At 66.0% G+C, this 25,969-nt stretch carries 23 protein-coding genes and 2 tRNA genes; 9 read left to right on the top strand and 16 right to left on the bottom strand.

Annotated elements, in window-relative coordinates; genetic code table 11:
- Positions 1-72 precede the first annotated feature (72 nt).
- The 4 genes from NOG11_RS09470 to NOG11_RS09485 all read left to right on the top strand — a co-directional run bounded on the left by NOG11_RS09470 (position 73) and on the right by NOG11_RS09485 (position 5,937).
- A complete protein-coding gene (locus NOG11_RS09470) occupies positions 73-954 on the top strand; it encodes a DUF58 domain-containing protein (RefSeq protein ID WP_256619515.1) in 882 nt (293 codons plus the stop codon).
- Positions 951-3,572: a DUF4159 domain-containing protein gene (locus NOG11_RS15175; protein ID WP_256619516.1), complete on the top strand. Its 2,622-nt coding sequence runs from the start codon at positions 951-953 to the stop codon at positions 3,570-3,572. The genes NOG11_RS09470 and NOG11_RS15175 overlap by 4 nt, the downstream gene beginning before the upstream one ends.
- Positions 3,569-5,659, top strand: a complete 2,091-nt coding sequence (locus tag NOG11_RS09480; RefSeq protein ID WP_256619517.1) for a hypothetical protein — start codon at positions 3,569-3,571, stop codon at positions 5,657-5,659. The genes NOG11_RS15175 and NOG11_RS09480 overlap by 4 nt, the downstream gene beginning before the upstream one ends.
- Positions 5,660-5,730: 71 nt before the next feature.
- Complete coding sequence (locus NOG11_RS09485) at positions 5,731-5,937, top strand: hypothetical protein (protein ID WP_256619518.1); 207 nt, start codon at positions 5,731-5,733, stop codon at positions 5,935-5,937.
- A gap of 129 nt (positions 5,938-6,066) precedes the next feature.
- Here NOG11_RS09485 and NOG11_RS09490 read toward each other — a convergent pair whose 3' ends face one another.
- Together NOG11_RS09490 and NOG11_RS09495 are read right to left on the bottom strand one after the other, a co-directional pair.
- Positions 6,067-7,341, bottom strand: coding sequence for a M1 family aminopeptidase (locus NOG11_RS09490; RefSeq protein WP_256619519.1), 1,275 nt, complete (start codon positions 7,339-7,341; stop codon positions 6,067-6,069).
- A 112-nt stretch (positions 7,342-7,453) separates the two neighbouring features.
- Positions 7,454-7,735 (bottom strand): hypothetical protein, encoded by a 282-nt coding sequence (locus tag NOG11_RS09495; protein ID WP_256619520.1) that lies wholly within the window; start codon positions 7,733-7,735, stop codon positions 7,454-7,456.
- 148 nt (positions 7,736-7,883) lie between these two features.
- Between NOG11_RS09495 and topA the strand changes: the two genes are divergently transcribed.
- Positions 7,884-10,466: a type I DNA topoisomerase gene (gene topA / locus NOG11_RS09500; protein WP_256619521.1), complete on the top strand. Its 2,583-nt coding sequence runs from the start codon at positions 7,884-7,886 to the stop codon at positions 10,464-10,466.
- Positions 10,467-10,840: 374 nt separating this feature from the next.
- Here topA and NOG11_RS09505 read toward each other — a convergent pair whose 3' ends face one another.
- Positions 10,841-11,845, bottom strand: coding sequence for a fumarylacetoacetate hydrolase family protein (locus tag NOG11_RS09505; RefSeq protein WP_256619522.1), 1,005 nt, complete (start codon positions 11,843-11,845; stop codon positions 10,841-10,843).
- A gap of 80 nt (positions 11,846-11,925) precedes the next feature.
- Here NOG11_RS09505 and maiA point away from each other — a divergent pair, with 80 nt between their 5' ends.
- Positions 11,926-12,570, top strand: a complete 645-nt coding sequence (gene maiA, locus NOG11_RS09510; protein ID WP_256619524.1) for a maleylacetoacetate isomerase — start codon at positions 11,926-11,928, stop codon at positions 12,568-12,570.
- A gap of 13 nt (positions 12,571-12,583) precedes the next feature.
- On the opposite strand, the gene NOG11_RS09515 is transcribed toward maiA, so the two are convergent.
- The 9 genes from NOG11_RS09515 to NOG11_RS09555 all read right to left on the bottom strand — a co-directional run bounded on the left by NOG11_RS09515 (position 12,584) and on the right by NOG11_RS09555 (position 20,292).
- The gene (locus NOG11_RS09515; protein ID WP_256619525.1) at positions 12,584-13,291 is read right to left on the bottom strand and encodes an IS5 family transposase; all 708 of its coding nucleotides are present in this window, start codon (positions 13,289-13,291) and stop codon (positions 12,584-12,586) included.
- 447 nt (positions 13,292-13,738) lie between these two features.
- Complete coding sequence (locus tag NOG11_RS09520; RefSeq protein ID WP_256619526.1) at positions 13,739-15,313, bottom strand: tetratricopeptide repeat protein; 1,575 nt, start codon at positions 15,311-15,313, stop codon at positions 13,739-13,741.
- An 8-nt stretch (positions 15,314-15,321) separates the two neighbouring features.
- The gene (locus NOG11_RS09525) at positions 15,322-15,927 is read right to left on the bottom strand and encodes a TonB family protein (protein WP_256619527.1); all 606 of its coding nucleotides are present in this window, start codon (positions 15,925-15,927) and stop codon (positions 15,322-15,324) included.
- Positions 15,928-15,984: 57 nt separating this feature from the next.
- Positions 15,985-16,389, bottom strand: coding sequence for an ExbD/TolR family protein (locus tag NOG11_RS09530; protein ID WP_256619528.1), 405 nt, complete (start codon positions 16,387-16,389; stop codon positions 15,985-15,987).
- A 102-nt stretch (positions 16,390-16,491) separates the two neighbouring features.
- Positions 16,492-16,917, bottom strand: a complete 426-nt coding sequence (locus NOG11_RS09535; RefSeq protein WP_256619529.1) for an ExbD/TolR family protein — start codon at positions 16,915-16,917, stop codon at positions 16,492-16,494.
- A gap of 87 nt (positions 16,918-17,004) precedes the next feature.
- The gene (locus NOG11_RS09540; RefSeq protein ID WP_256619530.1) at positions 17,005-17,532 is read right to left on the bottom strand and encodes a MotA/TolQ/ExbB proton channel family protein; all 528 of its coding nucleotides are present in this window, start codon (positions 17,530-17,532) and stop codon (positions 17,005-17,007) included.
- Positions 17,533-17,564: 32 nt separating this feature from the next.
- Entirely contained in the window at positions 17,565-18,938 is a 1,374-nt protein-coding gene (locus NOG11_RS09545; RefSeq protein ID WP_256619531.1) for a MotA/TolQ/ExbB proton channel family protein, read from the bottom strand.
- A 24-nt stretch (positions 18,939-18,962) separates the two neighbouring features.
- The gene (locus tag NOG11_RS09550) at positions 18,963-19,757 is read right to left on the bottom strand and encodes a DUF3450 domain-containing protein (protein ID WP_256619532.1); all 795 of its coding nucleotides are present in this window, start codon (positions 19,755-19,757) and stop codon (positions 18,963-18,965) included.
- 460 nt (positions 19,758-20,217) lie between these two features.
- Positions 20,218-20,292 (bottom strand) — tRNA-Gln (locus NOG11_RS09555).
- Between the two features lie 117 nt (positions 20,293-20,409).
- Here NOG11_RS09555 and NOG11_RS09560 point away from each other — a divergent pair.
- Both NOG11_RS09560 and NOG11_RS09565 read left to right on the top strand, forming a co-directional pair.
- A tRNA-Pro gene (locus NOG11_RS09560) sits at positions 20,410-20,486 on the top strand.
- Positions 20,487-20,532: 46 nt separating this feature from the next.
- Positions 20,533-20,967, top strand: coding sequence for a protein tyrosine phosphatase family protein (locus NOG11_RS09565; RefSeq protein ID WP_256619533.1), 435 nt, complete (start codon positions 20,533-20,535; stop codon positions 20,965-20,967).
- A 20-nt stretch (positions 20,968-20,987) separates the two neighbouring features.
- On the opposite strand, the gene NOG11_RS09570 is transcribed toward NOG11_RS09565, so the two are convergent.
- The 4 genes from NOG11_RS09570 to NOG11_RS09585 all read right to left on the bottom strand — a co-directional run bounded on the left by NOG11_RS09570 (position 20,988) and on the right by NOG11_RS09585 (position 24,523).
- Positions 20,988-21,452: a hypothetical protein gene (locus tag NOG11_RS09570; protein WP_256619534.1), complete on the bottom strand. Its 465-nt coding sequence runs from the start codon at positions 21,450-21,452 to the stop codon at positions 20,988-20,990.
- A gap of 121 nt (positions 21,453-21,573) precedes the next feature.
- On the bottom strand, positions 21,574-21,699 hold the full coding sequence (gene ykgO, locus NOG11_RS09575; protein ID WP_031553840.1) for a type B 50S ribosomal protein L36: 126 nt from the start codon (positions 21,697-21,699) through the stop codon (positions 21,574-21,576).
- Positions 21,700-21,772: 73 nt separating this feature from the next.
- Entirely contained in the window at positions 21,773-23,359 is a 1,587-nt protein-coding gene (xseA, locus tag NOG11_RS09580) for an exodeoxyribonuclease VII large subunit (RefSeq protein WP_256619535.1), read from the bottom strand.
- 285 nt (positions 23,360-23,644) lie between these two features.
- Positions 23,645-24,523 carry a hypothetical protein gene (locus NOG11_RS09585; protein WP_256619536.1) on the bottom strand — a complete coding sequence of 293 codons (879 nt, stop codon included), beginning with the start codon at positions 24,521-24,523 and terminating at the stop codon, positions 23,645-23,647.
- 72 nt (positions 24,524-24,595) lie between these two features.
- Here NOG11_RS09585 and purD point away from each other — a divergent pair, with 72 nt between their 5' ends.
- The gene (gene purD, locus NOG11_RS09590; protein ID WP_256619537.1) at positions 24,596-25,819 is read left to right on the top strand and encodes a phosphoribosylamine--glycine ligase; all 1,224 of its coding nucleotides are present in this window, start codon (positions 24,596-24,598) and stop codon (positions 25,817-25,819) included.
- Positions 25,820-25,969 lie beyond the last annotated feature (150 nt).

A 25,969-nucleotide genomic window follows, 5' to 3' on the forward strand; every position in this document is an offset into this window, starting at 1 on the left:
CGACACATGGGCTGCTTCCCTCCCCCATCCCATGGGGGAGGTGCCCGAAGGGCGGAGGGGGCTGCAGCCTCGATGAACCAACCCACCGCCTCCCTCCAGCAGCGCGCCGCCGAAGCCGCAGCCGCGCTCCCCGATCTTCTGACCCGAGCGGAGGCCGCCGCCGCCGTGGTGCTGGCCGGGCGTCATCCTCGCCAGCGAGAGGGCCGGTCGGACACGTTCTGGCAGTTCAGGGACTACGCCCCCGGCGACCCCATCAGCTCCATCGACTGGAGCTCCATCGACTGGCGCCAGTCCGCCCGCCTCGACCGGCGGCTTCTGGTCCGTCAGACCGAGTGGGAGCAGCCCCAGACCCTCCTCGTCTGGGCCGGGGGCGGGGACGGCTTCGACTACCACGGCAGCGGCCCCGAGCCCAAGCGCCTGCGCGGCCAGACCATCGCCCTCGCCGCCGCCATCATGGCGCTGCGCTCAGGCGAGAGGGTCGGCATTCTGGGCCGTGACGAGCCCGCCAAGGCCGGCGCCGTGGCGGGCGAGTGGGCTGCGGAGGGTCTTCTCACTGCAGCGCCCACCCTTCCCGAGCATCCCCGCCTCCCCGGCGCGATCACCCTTCTCGTCAGCGACTTCCACGACGACCCCGAGAAGCTGCACCAGGCCTTCGAGGCCGTGCGCAGCAGCCGCGGCCAGGCCATCGCCGTGGTGGTCGAGGACCCTGACGAAGCCGCCTTCCCCTTCGAGGGCTCGCGCCGCTTCGAAAGCCCGGAAGGGCGCAGCCGCCGCTCCTTCGGCGAGGCCTCTTCGGTACGTCAGGACTATCTGCAGGCGAGGGACCTGCACCATGCCAGCTTGAAGGACGCCGCCAGGGGACCGGGGGAGGCCGTCCTCCTCCACCGCACCGACCAGCCCGTGGTCCCGCTCCTCCTTCAGCTCTACCACCTCATCGCCGAGGCCGCCGCGTGAGTTTTGAAAGCCCCGCCCTCCTCGCCGCGCTGCTGATCCTGCCGGTCCTCGCCTGGATCCTGCGCGCCGTGCCCCCCCGCCCGGTGCGGCAAATCTTCGGCGGCATGTTCTTCCTCGAGCGGCTGAGCAGCGCCAAGCAGAAGCCCGTTCGCACCCCGCCGCTGATTCTGCTTCTCCGGCTGCTCGCCGCGGCTCTCCTGATCTTAGGCTTCGCAGGCCCCCGGCTCGGCGCCCCGCCCGTCACTTTCGACGGGCCGATCACGATCGTCTTCGACGACGGATGGGACGCGGCCCAGCGCTGGGAGGAGCGCCGCGAGACCGCTGAAGCCGCGATCAGGCAGGCGGGCGGCCCCGTACGCTTCATCACCACCACCGGGGGCGAGCTTTCCGCCCCCCTTTCCAAGGAAGCAGCTCTCGACCTCCTCGCTGCAACCGAGCCCCAGGCCGAGCTTGCGGACTGGCAGGGTGTCGCTTCGGCCCTCGAAGCCGCGGAAGGCCGAAAGATCATCCTTCCTGGCGGGCTCTCGGGCACCGAGCCCCTTCCCCTCTCCGGGGACATCGCCGCCTATCTTCCCGTCGGCACCACCTACGCGTTGGCCGAGCCCAGGGTCAGCAGCGACAGCCTGACCATCCCGGTCCTGCGGGCGGGCGAGCTGCGGGCCGAAGAGCGCAGGCTCACGGCGATCAGCGCCGACGGCCGCGCAGTGGCGTCCCAGACCGTCTCCTTCGCCGCCGGAGACGAAGCGGTGGAGGCCGAGTTCCGCCTGCCCCTAGCCCTGCGCAATCAGGTCCGGCGCATCCAGCTCGACGGCGTTCGCAGCGCAGGCACCACGGCCCTGATCGGCGCCAGCAGCAGAAGGTCCCTGGTCGGCATCGTCTCCAGCGGCAGCGACACACTGCGCGAGGGCGGCTACTATATCGAGCGGGCCCTCTCCGCGACCTCCGAGCTGATGGAGGGAACGGTGGCCGAGCTGATCCCCCTGGGACCCGGCCTCCTCGTGCTGGACGATGTGGGCAGTTTCCGCGGCGAGGACCGCGCCCTCTTGGAAACCTTCGTCGAGGAAGGCGGCATTGTCGTCCGCTTCGCAGGCCCTTCCCTTCTTTCGGCCGAGCCCGTGGCGAACGATCCCCTCCTCCCCGCCCCGCTGATCGGCGGCGAGCGCGCGCTTGGCGGCGCCCTCACCTGGGCCGAGCCGCAGCTCGTGGACACCATCGAGGAGGGCTCGCCCCTCACCGGGCTTAGCCTCGACGAAGGCATCACCGTCAGGCGCCAGGTCCTCGTCAGGCCAGGCACCGGCGCGGAGGTCTGGGTCAGCCTGTCCGACGCCACCCCCCTCGTCACCGCCGCCGAGCGCGGCGATGGCCTCGTCGTGCTGATCCATGTCAGCGCCCTGCCCACCTGGTCGGATCTGCCGGTCTCGGGCTTCTTCGCCACCATGATGCAGCGCCTCGCCGCCCTCAGCCAGACCGACCTCAGGACCGACGGCACCGAAAGCGACGCTCCCCTTCCGCCCGTCAGCCTCCTCTCAGGCAGCGGCCTTCTGACGGCACCTGAAGCAGGCGCCGCCTCGCTCACGCCCGGCGAGGCCCCGCCCCCGCCAGGCTTCTACGGCGAGGGCGCCTCCGAAGTGGCCGTGCAGACCTATCGGGGCGACGGCTCGCTGACCGCCTTCACCGCCGAGAGCCTCCCCAGGGGCAGCAGAGTCCTGACCATGGAGGCTGGACGCCAGACCGATCTCGGCGCCTGGCTTCTCGCCGCCGCGCTTCTTCTTCTTGCCATCGACGCCGTGCTCACCGCCGGTCCGCTGCCGGGCTTCGGCAGGCAGGCCGCGGCCGCGAGCCTCGCTCTCCTGCTGGCTCTACCTCTCCTCCCCGAGGCATCCGCGCAGATCAGGCCGCCTTTGCCGAACAAGGCCAAGGACGCAGCGCTGGAGCTCCGCTTCGGCTACATCCTCACCGGCGACCGCAGCACCGACCGGCTGTCGGAGGCGGGCCTCTTCGGCCTCACCCGCCAGGCTGCCGAGCGCAGCTCGCTAGAGGCCGCGCCGCCGCAAGGCGTCGATCCCGACCGCGACGAGCTCGCCGTCTACAGCCTCCTCTACTGGCCCGTCCTCAGCGGCCAGGCCGCACCCACCGACGCAGCGCTCCAGCGCCTCGAAGCCTTCATGGAGGGCGGCGGACTTCTCATCATCGACACCGGCGCGGGCGGCAGTGACCTTCGCTCAGGCGAGCTGAGGGACATCCTTGGCCGCCTTGACGCTCCGCCCCTGGAGCCGCTGCCGGACGATCACGTCCTTCTCTTCTCCTTCTACCGCCTGGACGATCTCTGGGGCAGGAACCCTAGCGGTCAGGTCTGGGTGGAGAGCCGCGGCGCCCTCGACCAGCGGCGCGACGGCGTCCCCTCCCTCATCATCGCGGGCCGGGACTGGGCCAGCGCCTGGGCCCTCGACCAGAGCGGCACCCCCCTCCGCCCGGCAGGTCCCGGCGGCGAGGGACGGCGCGAGATGGCCTTCCGCAGCGGCATCAACATGGCGATGGTGGCCGTGACGGGTAACTACAAAGCCGACCAGGCCGATGTGGAAGCCCTCCTCGACGATCTAGGCGAGGAGCTGCCGTGACCACCGACCTCACCCCCCTCCTGCCCCTGCCGGTCATCGCTGTCATCGGCGGACTGTTCCTTATCGCGAGCCTCCTCAGGCTGAGGGTCGGGCCAGCGGGGATGCTGCTGCGCCTGCTCACCGGCGTCTTCCTCATCGCCTTCCTCCTCGGCCCGCAGCAGGTCCAGCGCGAGACCGAGCGCCTGGCCGACCAGGTGCTGCTCCTGGTCGACCGCAGTGGCAGCATGGGCCTCGGCGAGCGCACCAGCGGTGCCGAGGCGGAAGCAGAGCGCCTGACTGCTCTTCTTGAGGCGCAGGGAAGCGAGGTCATCCGCAACGATCTCGGCAGTTCTGACCGCTCTGACCTCGAAGAGGGCTTTGCCGCAGGGCTCGGCTCCGTGGAGCGCGACCGTTTAGGCGCTGTCGTCCTCCTCTCCGATGGCCAGCTCAGCGGGGCGGAGGCGGTCAGCCGCTTCGAGCTCCCGGCCCCGGTTCACACCGTCCTCGTCCCCGCCGGCGACCCCGAGACCGACCGCCGCATCGCCTGGACCCAAGTTCCCAGTTTCGCCCTCGTCGGCAAGGAGATCAGCCTTCGCTTCCGAGTGGAGAGCAGCGAGGCCGTCGCCGATCTGCCCGTGACCCTGCGCGTCGACGGCTCGGACGTCCTCACGAGGCGCGTGCCTACCGGTGAGGAGACCACCCTCACCATTCCCGCCGACCGGCCAGGCCAGCGCATCGTGCAGCTTCTCGTTCCCGAGGCTCGCGGCGAGCTGACGGGGCGCAACAACATCGTCTCCGCCCCGGTCAACGTCATCCGCGACCGGCTGCGCGTGCTCCTCATCTCCGGCCAGCCCCATGCGGGCGAGCGGGTCTGGCGCAACGTCCTCAAATCCGATCCGGCGGTGGACCTCGTCCACTTCACCATCCTCAAGCCAGGCAACAAGATCGCCTATGCGGGGCCGGACGAGCTCAACCTCATCCCCTTCCCCAGCCGCGAGCTGTTCCTGGAGAAGCTGAGCGAGTTCAACGTGGTGGTCTTCGACCGCTACACCTACCGCAGCGTCATCACCTCCTTCGAGCTGGCCGAGGTCGCCCGCTACGTCGAGGAGGGCGGCGCCGTCCTGATCGCGGCCGGGCCGGAGCTCGCCCTCCCCGGCAGCCTCTCGCGCCAGCCGAACCTCAGCTACATCCTGCCCGCCACCCCCAACGGTCCGCCCAGCACCGAGAGCTTCGTGCCGAAGCGCACCGATGTCGGCGCCCGCCACCCCATCACCGCGCCCCTTCTCGGCGAGGAGGAGTGGGGCCGCTGGCTGCGCCTCATGCCTGCCCAGGTGCGCGCTGGCGATGTGCTGCTGGAGGGCGGCGGCAGGCCCCTTCTCGTCACCAGCCGCTTCGGCGAGGGCCGGGTCGCCATGATGCTGTCCGACCACCTCTGGCTCTGGGCCAGGGGTTTCGACGGCGGCGGCCCCCACCGCGAGTTCCTACGCCGCCTGGTCCACTGGCTGATGGCCGAGCCGGAGCTCGAGGAGGAAGCGCTTCTCGCCACCCTCAGCGCCGAGGGCGTTCTCAGCGTCGAGCGCCGCACCCTCTCCGGCGAGGCGGGCACGGCGACCCTGCAGCTTCCTGGCGAAGAGGCGAGCGCTCTACCCCTCGAACCCGCAGGGCCGGGCCGTTTCACCGCCGCGGTCGAGAATGTGGAGGCGGACAGCGCGACCGTCGAGGCCGTCACCGAGACCGGCCAGCTCCTAACCGCCGCGGCCATCCGGCTGGGAGGCGCCTCGCCTGAGTTCGACTCGGTCCTGATGACCAGCGAGGCCGGCCAGGTCCTGGCGGAGGCCACCGGCGGGGGTGTCTTCACCGCTGGCGAGGCCTCCGTCCGCTCGCTCCCCTCCTCCCGCGACCGTTTTGCCGGTCAGCGCTGGCTGGGGGTGAAGGAGCGGCGGGCCGAGCTGGTCCTGTCCGAGCGCCGCGCTCCGCTGCTGCCCAGGCCGTTCTGGCTGCTTCTGGCGGGCGGCACGCTGCTTCTGGCTTGGCTCGTCGAGAGCGGTAGAGCCCTGCAACTTCTACGTTTCCTCAGCCCTGGTGCATCAACTTTCGAAAGAGCGTGACACGAACACGTTAACGGTGCATGCTCTTTGCAGGGCTCGCCGGATGAACCGGCAATATAGGGGAAGAAACGATGAGAGCTGCGAAAGCCATCATCCCGCTTACCGCCACTGTCCTTCTCACCGGCTGCGCCGTCACCAAACCGATCAAGGCCGTCGGCAACGCCGCCCTTCGCGCGGGCGGCATGACGCCCGCCTCCGATCAGAAAGCCGGTGCCACGGCCGAGGTCGACAAGCCGCACTGGTCCGAGAGCTGGGTCTGGGAAGGCGACGGGCACTAAGCCCTAAGCTCTTCTGCTGCGAGACAGATAGCTCTTGAAATGATGGGGTCCGCTGAGGTCCCCCACTGGTGGGGGAGGTGCCCGAAGGGCGGAGGGGGCCACCTGCGTGTCTCAAAGAATACAACCGCCTCAACGCCCCCAAACCCACTCGTCGAACAGCGTGTCCATAGGCTCGTCCGTCTGGTCCTGCATGGCGCTCTGAAAATTCTGCGAGCCCACTGACCGCCCGATGTGACCGGCCGTGAACTGCGCTAGCCCTTGCCAAAAAGCCTCTTCCCCCACGGCGTCCCGTAGCCGGTCCAGAAACACCGCCCCCTTATAGTACTGGATGCTGCGGCGGTCCCCGAGCGAGGCGTAGCTGCCGTCGTGAGCGAGACCCACATCGCCGCTCGTCTCGATCCGCCGCCGCCAGCGCGCCTCGGCCAGGACGATCTCCTTATCATAGGCCTCGTGCCCCCAGCGCTGCTCCTTCCAGGCTGCCACCAAGAAAGTCACGATCCCCTCATTCAGCCAGAAATGGCTGAGGTCCTGGGCCGTGACCCGGTTGCCCCACCACTGATGGGCCAGCTCGTGGGCGATCACCCAGTCCTCTTGCGGCTGCTCCAGGATCGGGTCGAGAAACACACCGCCGATCAGGCTGTGCGACGCGGCCTCCTGGGCCGCCCGGCTGCCGGGCAGGTAGACCTGCGCGTAGCTCGCCGCCGGGTAAGCCGCACCCGCCTTCTCTTCGAAGAAGCGCAGCATGTTGCAGCTCGGCTCGAACATCTTCTCCAGGTCACTCGCGCCGGGAGGTGCGAAGACAACGAGCTCTGTCTCGCAGGGCGTCTCCAGCGTCAAGCGCTCCAACCGCCCTACCGCGAAACCGTAGACATAGGCAGGAAAGGCCTCGCCGCTCGCCCAAGTCGTGCGGGTTCGGCCCTCCCGGTCCTGGCGAGAGGCTATCCCTCCCGGACCAATGCTCCTCATCCCTTTCGGTAGATCAAGGCTCAGGGTGAGATGGAACCGGTCCGAAAAGTCCTCCTGGTTGCAGACCATCCAGTCACAGGCGAAGTAGCTTGAGGCCAGAAGCTCGTCCTGCCGAACGAAACCGCGGCCCTTGGCCTCGAACTCGTAGCTCAGCTTGAGGACGTGGCGACCACCCGCCTCCGCTTCGGGAAGCCGGAGGGTAAGGCTCCGCGACCCATCCTCGACAAGGCGGACAGCCTTGCCGTCCAGGGAAGCCTGCAGAACGGTCAGCTTCTCAGTCTCGAAGGTGACGCGCCGTCCCGCCCCCAGCTTGTCGAAGGTAAGTGACTGCTGGCCGCGCACGCCCGCTGAGCCTGGATCAATGACCAGCGCCACATCGCTCTCGAGCAGGTCGACCGCCGCAATATCGTCGGCACTCGCCTGAACATTCGAGGCCAACATGCCGATCAACAAACAAAGCACCAAAAGACGTTCCTACGCGGCTCGGTACCGACTGTGGCCAAGAGGGCGCCATCGCGTCCAGCGCAAGATGCGAAATTGAAGCTAGGCTCTACCCATAGGCCTTCTTGGAAGGTGAGGTAACGAAGGCCGGAGTCTCCTCTTCGAGGGTCTCCACCTCGGCTCTCCTCGTCTCGGCAGGGTCCCCGGCAGCATCACGACGCATCAGGCGCTCGGCTTCTGCAAGGACCGCCTCGGTCTTTTCCGCCAACTCCGCTAGTCCGTTGAGACGAAAATAGGCCTCGAGCCGAACCAGATGCTCGAGCGCTGGTTCCACGAGTTTACGCGACCGCTCCGAAGGACCCATGCCGCACGCGCCTTCTGGCTCCGACATACTCAACCTCCTCAACCCTGATATACAATCTATAGTCGAAAGAATACCATCTTACAACCGTTCGTCGTAAAGCTTCGTTGACAGCGGGCAGCGCCATCACCACTTTGCCGCCGCGAGCTTCCCCCTCACCGAAAGGCCCCCTCCCCCTATGCAGGTCGTCATCGTCGAGTCCCCCTCCAAGGCCAAAACCATCGGCAAGTATCTGGGCAAGGACTACGAGGTTTTGGCCTCCTACGGGCATATCAGGGACCTTCCGTCCAAGGACGGCTCGGTCGATCCCGAGCAGGACTTCAAGATGATCTGGGACATGGACGCCAAGTCCAAGGCCCGCATCAAGGAGATCACCGACGCCCTCAAAGGCGCCGACGGCGTCATCCTCGCCACCGACCCCGACAGGGAGGGTGAGGCCATCTCCTGGCACCTCTACGACGTGCTCCAGCAGAAGAAGGCGCTCAAGGACAAGTCCGTGTCCCGCGTCGCCTTCAACGCGGTGACGAAATCCGCCGTCCACGAAGCGATCAGCAACCCGCGCCAGATCGACCAGGACCTCGTCAACGCCTACCTGGCTCGCCGGGCGCTGGACTACCTCGTCGGTTTCTCCCTCTCCCCCGTTCTCTGGCGCAAGCTGCCAGGTAGCCGTTCGGCGGGCCGGGTGCAGTCCGTCGCCCTGCGGCTCATCTGCGAGCGCGAACTGGAGATCGAGAAGTTCGTCGCCGAGGAGTTCTGGACCGTCGAAGCGCAGGTCGCGGCCGACAGCGATCCGTTCACGGCGCGCCTCACCCATCTCGACGGCGAGAAGCTCGGCAAGTTCTCCCTCACCACTGAGGCCGACGGTCAGCGTGCGAAGGACCTGATCGAGGCGGCGAGCTTCACCATCGCCTCGGTCGAGGCAAAGCCCACCAAGCGCAACCCCTCCGCGCCCTTCACCACCTCCACCATGCAGCAGGAGGCCAGCCGCAAGATGGGCTTCGGCGCCAAGCGGACCATGCAGGCGGCGCAGAAGCTCTACGAGCAGGGCCTCATCACCTATATGCGGACCGACGGCATCGACATGGCGCCTGAGGCCGTCATGGCGTGTAGGGACGAGATCAAGTCCCGCTACGGCGACCGCTTCGTCCCCTCCTCCCCCCGCATGTACAAGTCCAAGCAGAAGAACGCTCAGGAGGCGCACGAATGTATCCGCCCCACGGACTTCGGTAAGCACCCTGACGATCAGCGCCTGACCGAGGACGAGGCCAAGCTCTACCGCCTGATCTGGCGCAGGGCTGTGGCCTGCCAGATGGCCAGCGCGGAGCTGGAACAGACCACGATCGACATTCGCAGCGCGGACGAGAAGATCACCTTCCGCGCCACCGGCTCGGTCATCACCTTCGAGGGCTTCATCGCGGTCTACACGGAGGGCCGTGACGACGAGGAGGAGGAGAAGCAGGGCGTCCTGCCCAAGGTGACCGCTGGCACCGCCGCCGACGTTGACAAGGTCAAGCCGGAGCAGCACTTCACCCAGCCCCCGCCCCGCTTCACCGAGGCCAGCCTCGTGAAAGCGCTGGAGGAGAACGGCATCGGCCGTCCCTCCACCTACGCCTCGATCATCAGCACGCTGCAGGACCGCTCTTACGTCCGCATGGACAAGAACCGCTTCATCCCGGAGGACCGTGGGCGGATCGTCACGGCGTTCCTGGAGAACTTCTTCGGCAAATATGTCGAGTACGACTTCACCGCGCAACTTGAGGACACGCTCGACGAGATCTCCGGCGGTCGCGAGGAGTGGCGCGCCTTCCTGCACCGCTTTTGGGACGAGTTCCACGCCAAGATCGAGGGGATGACCGGGCTCCGCATTACGGAAGTCCTCGACGCCCTCAACGAGGCCCTAGGCCCGCACATCTTCCCCGACCGAGGCGACGGCACCGACCCCCGCCTCTGCCCCACCTGCGGGGAGGGGCAGCTGTCGCTCAAAGTGGGACGCTACGGCGCCTTCATAGGCTGCTCCCGCTACCCCGAATGCAAGCACACGCGGCAGCTCGGCAAGGATGAAGGCGACGCACCGGCTGAGGACAAGGTCCTCGGCATCGACCCCGATACGTCCACGGAGGTTTCCCTCAAATCAGGCCGCTTCGGCCCCTATGTCGAACGCGCCGCGGTCTCCGAAGACGAGAAGCCCAAGCGCGCCTCGATCCCCAAGGGCTGGAACGCGGCGGAGACGGACTTCGAGAAGGCGATGATGCTCCTCTCCCTCCCCCGCGACGTCGGTCCGCACCCGGAGGACGGCGAGACGATCGAGGCGGGCATCGGCCGCTACGGCCCCTTCGTCAAGCACGGCAAGACCTACGCCAACCTAGAAAGCGTCGACGACGTCTGGGAGATCGGCATCAACCGCGCCGTCTCGATCATCCAGGACAAGAAGGACAATCCGCGCGGTCGCGGCAGAGCCGCCGCGAAGCCAAAGCGTGAGCTCGGTAAACATCCCGATACGGATGAAGTAGTCGGCGTCTTCGAAGGCCGCTACGGCCCCTATGTCAAGCACCAGAAGACCAACGCCACGATCCCCAAGGGCGAAAACCCGGACGAGATCACCCTCGAGCGTGCACTCGAGCTGATCGCCGAGCGCGAAGCGAAAGCACCGACGAAGAAAAAGGCTGCGAAGAAAAAAGCGACGAAGAAGGCCGCGAAGAAAGCCACTAAGAAGGCGACGAAAAAGGCGGTCAAGAAAACCAAAAAGGCCGCCGACGCCTAGCAGCCCCTTAGGGGTGACGCCGGTAGGCGGCTACCTGCTACACCCGTCGTCCCAGAAGAGGTGGCCGCCTGCCAGCGTCCACCCTACGCCCAAGTCCCTGAAACCAGGATCACACTCGTAGGGCGGACAGCAAAACTGGCCGCGGATGCTGGCGCGCGCGCCTCCCTCCCCATACGCTCACCACGGCGAAGACCGTAGTGCCCAGCTCCTGAAGGCGGAAACAGCGAGATAGGCCGGGAAATGGACCCCACGGTCGCAGCTAGCGCTGTGCCGTCGGGAGCGTCAGGGAGGGGAGCGTTGTGAGCACCAAACGCGGCCAATGGCTGCGCTGCTGTCCGCCCTACGGGTGCTGGCAGGGCCCCGTCCCTGGGGGCTCAGTCTTTCTGGACCACCTGGTCAATCGCTCCGAAGATCGAGTGGCCTTCGCCGTCCTCCATCCAGATTTTCACCCGGTCGCCATCGCGCAGGAAGCTGGTGCTGGGCTTGCCGCCTTTGATAGTCTCGATCATGCGCTGCTCGGCGATGCAGCTATAGCCCGCCCCGCCCTCGGAGACCGGCTTGCCAGGGCCGCCGTCGAGCTTGTTCGAGACCGTGCCCGAACCGATGATCGTCCCGGCACGGAGCGCCCTCGTCTTGGCGGCATGGGCGACTAGTTTGTCGAAGCCGAAGGTCATCTCCTGACCGGCATCGGCCCGGCCGAAAGGCTCGCCGTTGAGGTCGATCTTCAGGGCGCCGCTCAGTTTCGCGCCATCCCAGGCGTCTCCCAGCTCGTCCGGCGTCACCGCTACCGGCGAGAACGCCGAGGGCGGCTTGGACTGGAAGAAGCCGAAGCCCTTGGCGAGCTCGCCGGGGATCAAGCCGCGCAGGCTGACATCGTTGACCAGCATGATAAGCCGAATCTCGCGCGCCGCTTTCTCTTCGGAGGCGCCGCGGTCCACATCGCCGGTCACCACGGCGATTTCGCCTTCAAGATCGAGGCCCCACGCATCGTCCCCCAGCGGAATGGGGTCGGTCGGGGCGAGGAAATGATCGGACCCCCCCTGATACATCAGCGGGTCGGCGTAGAAGCTCTCCGGCACCTCCGCCCCCCTCGCCTTCCGGACGAGCTCCACATGGTTGATATAGGCCGAGCCGTCAGCCCACTGAAAAGCGCGGGGCAGCGGCGACGCCATCTCGGCGGCGTCGAAGCGGCGGGTATCCGCCTCGCCGCGCTCCAGCTTGGCGGCAAGTTGCTCGAGCCGCGGCTTGACCGCCGACCAGTCGTCGAGGGCTGCCTGCATCGTCTCGGCGATGCCCTCCGCCACGGCGTAGCGCGACAGGTCGCGGCTGACGACGACGAGCTGGCCGTCACGGCCCTTCTTCAGCGATGCAAGCTTCATGTCCGACTCCCTTGTTGCCGCGCTGCTTATCCTGCACGCAGCAGCTTGCAACCCGCTAGCTGTTCAAGGGAGCGCGCGTCATGAAACTCTACGGATACTGGCGGTCAGGCACCTCCTACAGGGTGCGCTTGGCCCTCGCGCTGAAGGGGCAGGAGATCGAGACCGTACCGGTGAACCTCGCTACCGGAGAGCACCGGGAAGAGGACTTCGTGAAGCTCAACCCACAAGGCCTCGTCCCCGCCCTGGACATCGGCGACGGGCGTCTCCTCACCCAAAGCCCCGCCATTATCGAGTATCTGGACGAAGCCCTGGAAGGACCGAAGCTGTTTCCCCCGGATCCGTGGCAGCGTGCGAAAGCCAGGCAGTACGCGGCACTGATCGGCTGCGATGTCCATCCACTTCAGAACCTTCGCGTGCTGAAACGGCTGCAAGATCCGCTCGGGCACAGTAAGGAAGAGGCTTTTTCCTGGGCCGCCTACTGGATCACGATCGGGCTTCAGGCGCTGGAGGAGACCCTCGAACAGGACGATCAGCCGGGTCCGTTTCTCCTTGGCGATACGCCAAGCGCTGCGGAGTGCTACCTGCTCCCCCAGCTCTACGCCGGACGACGCTTCGGCGCCGAACTCGGAGGTCTAACGCGTCTGTTAGAGGTCGAAGCCGCCATGAACGCGCTGCCAGCAGTAGCCGCCGCCCATCCGAGCCGCCAGCCCGATGCAACGGAGTAGCTAGGGTCTGGACTCATGACAGCCAGTAGCTGACGAGGGCGGCGATGGTGACGGTGGCCATGAAGGTGGTGGCGTTGCGGTCGTAGCGGGTCGCAACGCGTCGGAAGTCCTTCAGGCGGCAGAACATCCTCTCGACGACGTTGCGGTGTTTGTAGGCCGTGCGGTCGTAGTTGTACTGGATGAGCCTGCCCTTGCGGGGCGGGATGACGGGCTGGGTGCCGCGTGCTTCGAGCCAGTCGCGCAGGGCCTTGCTGTCGTAGCCCTTCTCGGTGACCAGCTCCTGGGTCGGCGGCAGCGCGTCGATGAGCGGCATGGCGACCTTGGCGTCGTGCACGTTGCCCGGCGTCAGCATCAGGACAAGGGGGCGGCCGCGCTCGTCGCAGAGGGCGTGCAGCTTGGTGTTCCGACCGCCCTTGGTCGTGCCGATACCCTGAGCCAACGCCCCCGTCCATCGGCTTCGCCGCTGTACTCCGCCGCCGGCGCAGCGGTGGACCTTGATACAGCTACTGTCGACGAACAGCCGGTCCGGCACCCCTTCCTCGCCTGCTAGAGCGGCGAAGACGTCTCCCACACGCAGCGCTCGGCCCAGCGCACGAAGCGGTTGTAGAGCGTCTTCTTCGGCCCGTAGACCTCGCGCGGCCGAAGAGAGGTAGCACACCGCCCAGCGCCCGCCGTTCTTGATCGCGTGCACGATCCCCGACAACACGCGGCGGTCGTCCACCCGCTCCTTGCCTCGTGCCTAGACCGGCAGCAGCGGCTCGATCCGAGACCACTGCGCATCCGTGAACCAAAAGAACTCCGACATCCCACCACCTCCTGTCGGAGACAATGAACCACCCCGCAGCGGACACCGCTACCCGTTCACGGGTCCGGACCCTAGAACAGAATGTTTTTTACACAGAGAAAAGGGCGTTTGTATCCTTTGCGAACGGACGGCGACGGTAGGCGCTGGTGACTGCTCTCCCTCGGCCTGCTGGCAGCTCCCCCTCCGAGAGGGATAGCGTAATAGAAAGCACGCACTGGTTTTGCTTCCCTCCCCTACGGAGTAGGAGAGGTGTCCGAAGGACGGAGGGGCAGCAGCGTCTGCAAACGACACAAACACCAAGAAAAAAGCCCGCCGATCTGGGGCGGGCTTTTGTGTAAATGGCACAGCATGCGACGTCCGAACTTATTCGCCGCTGTCAGCCGCTTCTTCTTCAGGAGTTTCCTCGTCACTTTCGCCCGCAGGTTCTTCCCCGCGAACCAAGGATTCAGCCGTTGCGCCAGCTTCGACCTTGGCAAGAAGGTCTCTGCAGGCGGCGAGATCCGCCTCCGGAACTTGGGTCGAACCACCCAGCTCGATCACATCGAGAATGGTCTGGCAGCGCTCAATCTGCCGCTCGGTACGGGCGACGGCCTGGCTGAACTCCACCTGGGCCTGACGCTCAAGCGTCGTCTCGATCGTGTTGATATACTCGATCCAGGATTGAGCCGAGGAGCGTGAGCTACTGTAGCGAACTGCACGCTGGAACTCCGCCTTCGCAGCCGTCCTCGCAGGCTTACTCTCGCTGTCCTGCTGGAAGAGAGCCGTACCGATCAGCACATAAGCGTTGCCGACTTCGCGGTCGTCCAAGCCGCCGCGACGGATGGCCTGACGCAGGTTCTGAACCGATTTGTCGTACTCTTCATTCGCCAGATAGCTCTGGCCGAGCTGGTAGTAGAGTCTGCCGTCGTCCCGCTTCGGCGCCGCCTCGGTCAGGATGGCGATGGCTCGCTCCTGCTCCTGCGCCGCAGCCCATAACTGGGCCAGAAGCTCCAGGTTGGAGAGAGTTCGTTTGACGGTGCCGCTACGCATCTCCGCATCGAGGAGCACGGCTCCGCGGTAGGGGTTGTTCTGATCGTAGTAGAACTGGGCAAGGTTGATGATCTTGTCCTCGTCCGTGATCAGACCGGCTTTGTAGGAGACCTCAAGAACAGCGAGGGCGTCGCGGCGTCGGTCCGCCTCAGCATACATGAAGGCGAGCTGGGACCAGTAACTGCTCTGGCTCGGGAAATACTCCACCATCTGCTCGAGCAGCGACAGACGTTTGGTGACCTCGCCGGTCTCGGAGTAGATGAGGTTGAGAAGGGAGTAGTACTGCTCGCTGCGGCTACCTGCGGCCCGGTCCGCGGCAAGGGCCTGCTCCGCGGGACGGAGGGCTGCCCGGTAGTTGCCCTGTTGAGCGAAAGCACCCGCAAGGATGAAGTAGTCGTTCGCTTCGACCTCATCGGGGTAGTCGCGAATGTAGGCCTGCATGAAGCTGATGGTGCGGTCGAACTGCTCGGCCTGGTAGTAGAGACCGGCGATACCGCGGATCAGACCCTTCTCGCGGTCAGAGGGCAGAACGTCGAGATCGAGTGCGCGTTGCAGATCGCGCAAGGCGGCTTGCGAGTTGTCGTTCTGGTAGTGGAGGTTACCACGGATCTCCAGTGCCGTCGCCTCGTCATATGGAGAAACATTCCGCGCAAGAAGCTGGTCCAGACGTTGAATAGCGGCTTGGATCTGCGGCGGCTCCTCATTGGCGAGGTTGAGCGCGTCGTTGAGGGCGCGACCGGACCGCTCAGAAAGGGTCTGGCGGCGACGGCGGCGGTCCTCTTCTTCACGCTCTGCGCGGCTCTGCTGCGCATAGGCAGGTTCGAGTGCCGTGGAGATCGTGGTAACCGAGGAGGCAGCTAGGAGAGCGGCAACGCCCCCCAGCCACAGGTTTTTTGAGAGTATGCTCATCTCTATCCTTACTCCGCCGGGCCGATCTCGAAGCGGATCGCGGTGCGCACGCCAAAGCGGGGAACCGCCTCACCCTTCACGATCTTCGGCTGGTACTTCCAGCGCTCTGCTGCACGAACGGCGTAGCGATTGTAGCAGCTATCCGTGGTCTCGAGCACCTGCACATTGACCACATTGCCTTGAGGATCGACGTCGAACTCCAAGCTGACGATTTCCGTGCCCGAATCGCTGTCGATGCAGCGCTCGAAACCTTGCGGTTGAACGCGGACGAGTGGTTGAGCGTCACGGTCAGGGTTGAAGCCTGAGCCGATATCGACATCGGCGCCGAAGTCGGGAGCGGCAGCCCGGACACCCTCCACCTGAGGTTGAAAGTTCTGACGCTGAATGGCCGGGGGCGGCGGAGGCGGGGCGTCAAGCTTGGGACGCTCGAACCGGCGCTGGTTCTGAATCTCTGAATCCTCGATCTGGTTGGTGATCGAGATATTGACCGGCTCCCGCTCTTCCGATTCCGGCAGCTCGCCAGGGCGGATCTGGGACCACATGACGAGGAACAGACCCAAAACGACTATAGCTGCAACGGGAACACCGATCACCGTTCTGATGATACTACCCATCTTGTTCCTCCATTCGCCTACAGACCCGCTTCGCGGTCAGCGGCGCAAACGTTTCTATCAGTCGGACACCGTCGAGACGGCGACGTCTTGGATACCGGCATCTTTGACCTGCTGCAGCACGTCGAGGGTCAGCTCGGACTTCGCACCTGCATCGGCCTGAACCACGGCGTTCCCCTTGGGGGTCTCGCGGCGGAGCTCTTCGACCTGGTAGCGGACCTCGCTCAGCTCGACCCGCTCCTTGTTGATGTAGATCTCGTCGTTCTCGTTGATCGCGATGAGAACGGCCGGGTTCTGCTTCTCCTGGGTCGTCGCCACCGGACGGACGACGTCGATGCCGGGCTCCTTGATGAAGGTCGACGTCACGATGAAGAAAATCAGCATGATGAAGACGATGTCGAGAAGCGGCGTCACGTTGACGTCTTCTTCCTCTTCGGTAGCGCTTTGCAGTGACCTTCTAGCCATGAGCTTTACCCACTAAATCTGTTGGCCGGCGGCCCGGCCGTTAGGGGGAGAGATGCACCCTCCCCCGTTCTTACGCTGCGCCGCAACGGTGCGGCGCCAAAATTAGTTAGACTGCGGCGCCAGGATGATCCTGGCGTAGCGGTCGGGACCGGCTGCCTGCCGGGCCTCGTCGAGCGTCGTGATCATAATGCCCGTCTCACTGTCCCCAGCGGCGGAGATGATGACCACGCCCTTCGGCTCCTTAGCCAGGAACTCCTCGACCACCGGCTCGGTGGATTTGGGGTCGATCAGACGGACATCGTCTACAAGGACGAAGCCGTCAGCTTGGACCGTTAGCAGCAGCGAAGGCGGCGGTTTGGTGTTATCCTGATCCTCCGGGTTCGGGGTCGGAAGGTTCGGCTGGATCCCGTCCTCGTAGACGAACGTCGCCGTCACGATGAAGAAGATCAGCATGATGAAGACGATGTCGAGAAGCGGCGTCACGTTGACGTCGGCCGCCTCCTCCTGTCTCCCGCGTCTTGCTCTCATGGCTTAGATCTCCAACACGAGTTTGTCGGCCGTCTCGCCCACCGCCTNGGCCGCCTCCTCCTGTCTCCCGCGTCTTGCTCTCATGGCTTAGATCTCCAACACGAGTTTGTCGGCCGTCTCGCCCACCGCCTTTTTCTGCTGGCGGTCGAGAATGTTCATGGCGAGGATGCCGGAGAGGGAAGCCACGAGGCCGGCCATGGTCGGAATGGTCGCCTTGGTGATCCCGCCCGCCATAAGACGTGCGTTGGACGAGCCGGTCACGGCCATCACGTCGAACACCTCGACCATCCCCGTCACCGTGCCGAGAAGACCGAGCAGCGGTGATACCGCTACAAGGCCCTTGATGACGCCGAGATTGGACCTGCTGTCGAGGTCCACCTCGGAGATGAGCCGCTCGCGGATCGCCTTGGCATACCAGGAGCTATGGTCGCTGCGGGCGGACCAGTTCCGCTCGGCCCGCTTGACCAGTGCCCCCCTCGCCGTGGCGAAGAAGATGATCCGTTCGACGATCAGCGCCCACATCACGAAGGTAACCACCATGATGACGAGGAGGACGTTGCCGCCTGCGAACAGGAAGGCCTGCAGCGCGCCGAAGGGATCTAGAATGATTTCCATAGAAGCCTCCTAGGGCCGCCAGGGCGCGCTAACTAGCGCGCCTCGGCGTGTTCAGCGATCATGCCAGCCGCCTGCTGCTCCAGGATCGACGCGACCGAACGGGCGGTACCCGAAGCGAAGGCATGGAGGAGAAGCAGCGGGATGGCGGCGATCAGGCCCATCACGGTGGTGATCAGGGCGAGCGAGATACCGCCAGCCATGATCTGCGGGTCACCCGTACCGAACAGCGTGATCTGCTGGAAGGTCTGGATCATACCCACGACGGTACCGAGAAGACCGAGAAGCGGGGCGACCGCGGCGAGAACCTTGAGGAGGTTCAGACCGGAGTCGAGCTTCGGAAGCTCTTTCAGCACAGCGTCATCTAGCTTGAGCGCGAGGGTCTCGGTGTCGACCGCCGTATTGCTCTCATAGGCCATCATGATCCGGCCGAGCGGGTTGCCGCGCGACGGGCTCTTACGGCGCATCTGGCTCTTCACCGCCGACTTGGTCGAGGAGAGCGTGACGAGCTTGTAGATGCCGATCAGCGTGCCGAGCAGAAGGATGCCGGTGATGATGTAGCCGACGAGCTCACCCGAGTGGAAACGCTCGGACATGGTCGGCGTCTCGATCACGAGGCCCAGAAGCTGGCCGAGCGACGGGTCGATCGTACCGGCACGGAGGCCCTCACCGGAGTAGCCGCTGACCCCTTGCGCGTTCTTGACCGCGTTGGCGGTGCCGGGGTTGCGGGCGAGCTGAGTGAGGCGCGAACGGCCGTCCTCGAGGCTCTTCATGGTGTAGTAGTTGCCGCTGGCGTCGAAGGCCGAGAACGGACCGATCCGGGTGATCTGAGCCGTGGTGGTCTCACCGGCGGCGTTGACCACGGGGGCCTCGAAGGTGGCGACGTTGGACTGGGCCACGATCTGCTCGAACATCACGTCCGTGATGAAGCGAAGCTGCTCCTCGGAAGGAAGCGTATCGGACTCGGCAACCTCGCGAAGGGGCTGCGAGCGACCGCGGAACTGAGCCGAGATGACCGAATCGTCGAGCTGGGCGGCGAAGTCACCGGCAGCGGAGCGGGCGGCACCGAAGAGCTCGCCAAACTCGCCCTGGGCTTCCTGAAGCTGGTTGCTCAGCTCGGTGATGCGGGCATCGTTGGTCTCGAACTCGGCCGTCAGGCGGTCCGATTCGGCATCGGCGGCTGCGACCTGAGCGCGGATCTCGGCAACCCGAGCGGCCTGACGGTCACGCTCGGCGAGGAAGGCCCGCTCGCGATCACGATCGGCCTGGCGGGCGGCCTGCTGCTCCTGCCTTGCGGCGCGGAGCACGTCTTCCAGCGAGATCTGCTGGTCTTGGGCGAAGGCCATGGAGCTGGTGCCCGCGATCAGCGCAGCACCGGCGATAAGACCTTTTTGGAGTGTCTTCAGCATCGTCATTCTCTTGCTCTCCCGGCCTTATTCCGAAGCCTGCGACGAGACGCCGTCGATGGCGGCCTCAGGCGCGCCAACGGGAATCTGCAGAAGGCCCGGAGGGGTTTGCTCTTTCGCCATGCGCAGGCCGAGGCGGACATCGTCGAGGAAGTCGCGGCTCAGATCCTGGAACTGGCGGGTTTCGCTGTTGTAGATGCGCAGCAGGCTGTCATCGGCGGACTTGTAGATCAGCGCGATGCGGCCGACGCGGAGGAACTCCACCGTCAGCTCCTGGCCTTCCTCGGTCACGGTGCCGTCATAGGCGCTGATGGTCCGGCCGTACTCGTTCTCGATCTGGTAGGCCTCGACGATGAGGCGGTAGCGGGACGCCGGCGTCTGGGTCGAATCGGCCATCACGCCGTCGAGCCTGTCCAGGCGAGCCTGACGCTCTTCCAGCAGGAAGGGGATGTCGGCAGCGACGATGCGCTTGAGCTGCTCGAGCATGTCGCCGATCAGAGGCACGACGGCCTGGCCGAGGCCCTCGACATTGGCGATGTCGATCTCGAGCCCGCGAATCTGCTCGAGCTGGTTCTCGACCTCGGCGCGCTGGCTCTCGTTGAAGCGCTGCAGAATGTTGAGCTGCTTGATCAGCGCCCGGTACTCGGTGAGGAGCTCCGTCGCTTCCTGATCGAGCTCATCCACACGCTGCTGCGAGCGGGCACTGTCGGTAGCCGTTTGGCGGCTGATGTCCAGCGCCTGGCGGAACTGCGCGGCAGCGGGGGCGGTGGCCATCGCGGCCGCCAGAACCGCCGAGCCGAGCAGGGCAATCTTCGTGTGCATGTGTCTCACCTTCAAGTGTCTCCACCCATCCTGGTAACAGACGGCAACGCCAAAACGTCGCCGCCGACTTCAAACTTTCTTCCTTGGAGAGATCAGTGCCGGCCGGCACGCTCCCCACCATTCCCAAACCGCCCTAGCCGGGCAGACTTTCGCTCTATGGAACCAATATGTCCAAATAGCAAGAAACCCAACACGCGGTCTTAACAGTTGACTGAAACGGCCCTCCCAGCAGGCCGAGCGGGCAGCTTATGCCCACACAAAGATGAGGCTGCCGTAAACGGAGAGCCGGATCAATCGCAGTCGGAACTTTTTCGAGACATTTTCACGAACTTGTTCGCAATCTAGCGCCCCTGTGAAAGATTGATACACAGCTCAACGCCTTAGCGCGCGCCATGCTGCAGCGCGAAAGAGCGCCACGGCGGGCATTCGTCGCATCGTCTCAACTTCGAAGGGAAGACCCTGGCTGGGGTGGCAGGATTCGAACCTGCGCATGGCGATACCAAAAACCGCTGCCTTACCACTTGGCGACACCCCAGCAGGGAGAGGCGGCACTACAAAACTCTGCCCCTCGATGCAACGCCCCCGGCAAGAAAAATCGGCCATAAAAGAGAGATTGCGCCGGGCCGCCCGCGGCGCTATGGGCGCTCCCCTACGGAGTGTAGCTCAGCCTGGTAGAGCACTGTCTTCGGGAGGCAGGGGCCGGAGGTTCGAATCCTCTCACTCCGACCATTCTTCCCGCGTCCGGAACGGGCCGCCATCTGGAACGGGAGAGGCCATGCGCCGCTTGAACGAGACCATCACCATCTCCCCTCAGATCCAGACCGGTGATCTTGCCGGTCTCAAGGCCCAGGGTGTCGACGGTGTGGTCTGTGCGCGTCCCGACGGCGAGGCGCCGAATCAGCCCTCGGCCGAAGAGCTGCGCGCCGCGGCCGAGGAGGCCGGGCTTGGTTTTCTTCATGTACCCGTGACGCCTGGCCACATCCCCTCCCGCGAGGACGCCGACGCCTGGTCCGAGTTCGTGCGTGGAAAGACCGTTCACGCCTTCTGCGCCCAGGGGCCGCGGGCGGTTCTCTTGGCGAGCCTCGCTGGCGCCGCCGACGGGCGCACCCTGTCGGCGATCAAGGCGGAGGCAGCGCAGCTCGGCATCGACCTCACGCCTATCGAATCGGTGCTTCTGGATCGCGGAGCGACGACGAGCGATTCGGACTGAAAAACCGCCGAAACCGGGGTTCAGATCTCGCTGGATGCAGGCTCGTCGGTGACCGCTTCGAGGCGTTCCGCCAAGCCCGGCAGGTCCGGGGCGATCTCCGCGGCCTTCTCATAGAGGACCGCAGCGCCGCGCACATTGCCCTCCTCGGCCTCGAAATCCCCCATGGACACGAGGATCGCGGCGTTGGTGGGCGCGAGGTTAGAGGCTTTCTCGTAAAAGCCCCTCGCCTCGTCCACCCGCCTGCCCGACTGGGCCACCTCGGCCCGGACCACCCAAACGCCGGGGTAGCTGGGGGCGAGCTTGCTGGCCTTGGCGGCCAGCGATTCGGCGACGGAGAGCTCACGCGCTTCGATGGCGATGCGAGCGCGCTCGCAGAGGAGCCCGATGCCGACCTCCGGCCCGTCCTCGACGGAGCACTGGCCGTTGTGGACATCCGCCAGATCGGACTGGCTGAGCACGATGGTGAGGAAGAGGGCTGCGAGCATCCGTCCTAGCTAGCGCAGCAAGGGTTAAGCGCCAACCACTAAACGAGCACGACGAAAGGCCCGGCGCCTGACGCTTGTGTCAGGTCACGCGGGCCGAAAGACACCGAACGGCGAAAGGGGCTCAGCCCTGGCGGGCCTTGAAGCGGCGCTGGGTCTTGTTGATGACGTAGATACGGCCCTTGCGGCGCACCACGCGGCAGTCGCGGTGGCGGTTCTTCAGGGACTTGATCGAGCTGCGGACTTTCATCGGTGTGTCTCTCGTAAAGGCACGAAAACGGGTAAGCGCGCCCTCTGCCCGATGAGGGGCGCAGAAGTCAACGTCAGAACAGCTTCTGCTGGTCAGTCTTTTGGCCCGGCGGCTTGGTTTTGCCGCGGCGGGCGGGGTCGGTGCCCACCTGATGCTCGCCGTCGGCGAAGGTCAGGGTCAGGGCACCGGCCTTCTTCGCGGCCTTCGCCGAAGTGACGACGGCCCCCTCCGGCCCGGTCACGAGGGCGAAGCCCCGCTCGAGCACGCCCCGGTAGCTCATGGACTGGAGGAGGCGTCCGGTTTGGCTGAGACGGTCCTCCAGCGTGCGTAACTGAGAGGACGCCAGAACCGGCAGGCGAGCGGACAGACCTGTTAGGCCTTCGCTTGCCCGGTCGAGGCGCGTGCTCACGGCGCTGCGCCGCAACTTCGCGGCAGACAGCCGGTCGCGAGCCCGGCGCTCGATGCCCAGGGCGGCGCGAGGCAGTCTGGGGGCAGCGGCGGTGAGGCGCTCTCCTCTCCGGTCTGCGCGCTCGGTCAAAAGCGAGGGGCGGAGCCTTACCGTGCGGCGGGAAAGCTCCGCCTCCTGGCGCTCGACGGGTCTGAATAGAAGCGAGGGCTGCAGCCTCGGGGTGACCTGTGCGAGCCTCGCCCCCGCCCGCTCGCCGCTCGTGGCGATGGCCCGGCCGAGGGCCGAGGCTGCGAGGTCCAGGCGCTGCGCCGGTGTGTCGAGCACCGAGGACGGGCCGCCCAGCGCCCTCGCCGCCGAACGAAGCGCCAGCCCCCTCGCCTCGGTCTTGGCGGCGAGCTTCTGCTCCAGGCTGAGGCCGAGCTGGCGCACCTGGCTCAGAAGCTCGCTGCGCACGGGCACGGCGAGCTCCGCAGCTGCGGTAGGGGTCGGCGCGCGGAGGTCGGCGGCGAAGTCGATCAGGGTCGTGTCGGTCTCATGCCCCACGGCAGAGATCAGCGGGATGGGCGAGGCGGCTGCGGCCCTCGCCACCTCCTCATCGTTGAAGCACCAGAGGTCCTCGAGGCTCCCCCCTCCCCTAGCGACGATGATGGTGTCCGGGCGCTGATCCTCGGGCAAGGCGGCGAGCCCCTTGATGCCGCAGACGATGCCCGCCGCCGCCCGCTCCCCCTGCACCAGCGTCGGCCAGACGATGACGTGGCTCGGATAGCGGTCACGCAGGCGGTGGAGGATGTCGCGAATCACCGCCCCCGAGGGCGAGGTGACCACACCGATGCGGCGAGGCAGCTTGGGGATCGCGCGCTTCCTCGCCGGGTCGAACAGCCCCTCGGCGGCGAGCTTCTTCTTACGCTCCTCGTAGAGCGCCATCAGCGCCCCGGCCCCCGCCGGGGCCAGCGTGTCGATGACGAGCTGGTAGCGCGACTGGCCGGGGAAGGTGGTGAGCCGCCCGGTGGCGACCACCTCCATGCCCTGCTCGGGCTTCACCGTCTGGCGCTGGGCCGTCCCTTTCCACATGACCGAGGAGAGAACCGCGCGGTCGTCCTTGAGGTCGAGATAGACGTGACCCGACCCCGCCCGCGTCACCCGCCCCAGCTCCCCGCGCACCCGCACATAGCCGTAGGCATCCTCGATCGTGCGCTTGAGCTGACCGGACAGCTCGGTGACGGAGTATTCTGGGACGTTGTCAGTGGTCATAAAAGTGGCGCTACCGTCGGGCTGACCGCCCTCCTACTTGAGCGCTTCGTATCCGGTCCACCGCCAGGTGGAAGAAAAGGTCCGGGGGACCTTTCCTAGGCGGAGAAGGCCACGGTAGTGGCACTCGACTTCGCTGCGCTCCGCTCGCGTTCTTGGCGGGAGGGGTTGGCCTAAACTTACAACGTGGTCGATGGAAGGCCGTAGGGCGAATTGCGGAGCCATCCGCCTTGCTGTGTGTACAAGTAAAAGCGGCGGAAAGCTTCGCGTTCCGCCCTACCGGCTCCCCTACCCATCCCCCGACGGGCTGACGGGGCTGTAGGTGGCGGCGTCCTGATCGCGCCGGCGCTCCTCCTCAATCGCCTTCTCGGTGCCCTTGCTCTGCTCGGTCAGCGCTTCGAGGCTGCGGGCCTTCTGCGCGGCGAGGGCCTGCTCGTAGCGGCGCTGCATGGTCGGTGAGACCTCCATGCCCGTGGGCAGGCCGTAGTCGGCGGGGTTCAGCGTGCCGCGCAGGGGGCCGTAGCGGATCGCCCTGCGACCGGTGCCGAGCTCCTCGCCGAAGCGGTCCCAGTCCTCGCCGAGATTGGCGATCTCCGCCCGCCAGCCAGACAGGATCTCGCGGCCCGCGCATTCCAGCGCCTTCTCGCGGTCACCGCGGAAGATGCGGTAGCAGTCGACGCCGACGATGCCGTCGGGCCTGCCCTCCCCCGCATCCACATCGGGCAGGGCGATGGAGGGGACGGCGACACCGAGCTGTGACGAGGTGACATCGGCGCCCTCCTCCGCCTGGGGCGCCTCGTCCCCCTGGTCCTCACCGACCTCCTCGCCTTCGGTGATCGCGATACCCTCAGGCAGTGTTTCCGCGCCGATCTCGGCCTCCTCGGGCTCGGGGAGCTCCTCCTCCGGCAGGGCTTCGGGCGTCGCCTGTTCGGGGCGGTTCTGCTGCTCGAAGAAGCGCACGGTAATGACCCGCTCACCAAGCCCCGCACCGACGACTCCCTTGGCCACAAAGGAGGTGTAGCCCGCCGCCAGGATTACGATCAGTGCCAGGTTGAAGGCCAGCGAGGCGAGGAACGGCGTTCCCTTCCGCCCACGCGCCAGGATGCGGGCGATCTTCTCGCGCCGCCTCCACTGGCGCAGCCTGACGGCGGCGCGAAGGAACCTCATACGAACCATGGACCCATAGCCTCGCCGCCATCATAAGGGCGGTCACGTGACATAAGATAGAGGGCCTTACTCTTGAAGATACTTCTCATCGGCTCCGGTGGCCGCGAGCACGCCCTCGCCTGGAAGATCGCTCAGAGCCAGCTCGTCAGCCGCCTGATCTGCGCGCCTGGCAATCCTGGCATGGCGGAGGTCGCCGACTGTTTGGAGGTCGCCGATCCAATCGCTTTTGCCCGCGAGGAAGGCATCGACCTCGTCGTGGTTGGGCCGGAGCAGCCGCTGGCAGAGAGCTTGGCCGACCGGCTGGAAGCGGCGGGCATCCCCTGCTTCGGCCCGGTGAAGGCCGGCGCCATGCTGGAGAGCTCCAAGGCCTTTACCAAGGAGATCTGCGAGGCGGCTGGCGCCCCGACCGCCCGCTACGGCCACTACGCCGATGCTGGCGAAGCGAAGGCGGCGCTCTCAGGCTACACAGCTCCCTATGTCATCAAGGCCGACGGCTTGGCTGCGGGCAAGGGCGTAGTGATCGCCAGGAGCCTTACCGAGGCGGAAGCGGCGGTGGACGAGCTCATGGCGGTCTCGGGCTCCTTAGTCATCGAGGAGTTCATGGATGGCTACGAGGTCTCGCTCTTCGCGGTTACCGACGGGGAGAGCGTGCAGCGCCTGGGGCTGGCGAGCGACTACAAGCGCGCCTTCGACGGTGATGAAGGGCCGAATACAGGCGGGATGGGCGCCATTTCCCCGCCGCGAAACTTCACGGCAGAGCAGGAAGCTGAAGCCTACCGGACGATCATCGAGCCCTGCTTGGCCGAGCTGCGCAGGCGCGGGATCACCTATCGCGGGGTCCTCTATGCCGGGCTGATGGTGACAAACGAGGGCTCCAAGCTCGTCGAGTTCAACTGCCGCTTCGGCGACCCCGAGTGCCAGCTCATCATGCGGCGCCTTCGCTCGGACATCGTGCCGAGCCTTTGGGGAGCGGCCACCGGACGGCTCGCAGGTGTCGGCGCGGACTGGAAGGACGAGGCCGGGGTGCTGATCACCATGGCGGCGAAGGGGTATCCCGGCAGCTATGAGAAGGGCTCGGCGATCGGCGGTGTTAAGGACGCGGCTGCTTTGGAAGACGTGGTGGTCTTCCATGCGGGCACGAAGCGCGATGGAGACCGGCTCTTGGCGAATGGCGGCCGGGTGCTGTCGGTGACGGCGCTCGGAACGGACCTCGAAGAAGCGCGAACTAAGGTCTACGAGGCTGCGGGCAGGATCGAATGGCCGGAGGGGTTCTACCGGCGGGACATTGGGGCGTAACAGTTACCTCACGCCCGTTTCCTCAGCGATGAAAAGGCGAAACTCATCTGACCTCGTGTAAAAGATTGGCTGGGCGGTACTGAAAATACTCAGGGGTTCGCCAATGCCGCTAGAGCGTTTTGATGTCATTCCGTCTTGTAGCCAGCGGCG

Source organism: Parvularcula maris (assembly GCF_024505085.1).
GTDB lineage: Bacteria > Pseudomonadota > Alphaproteobacteria > Caulobacterales > Parvularculaceae > Parvularcula > Parvularcula maris.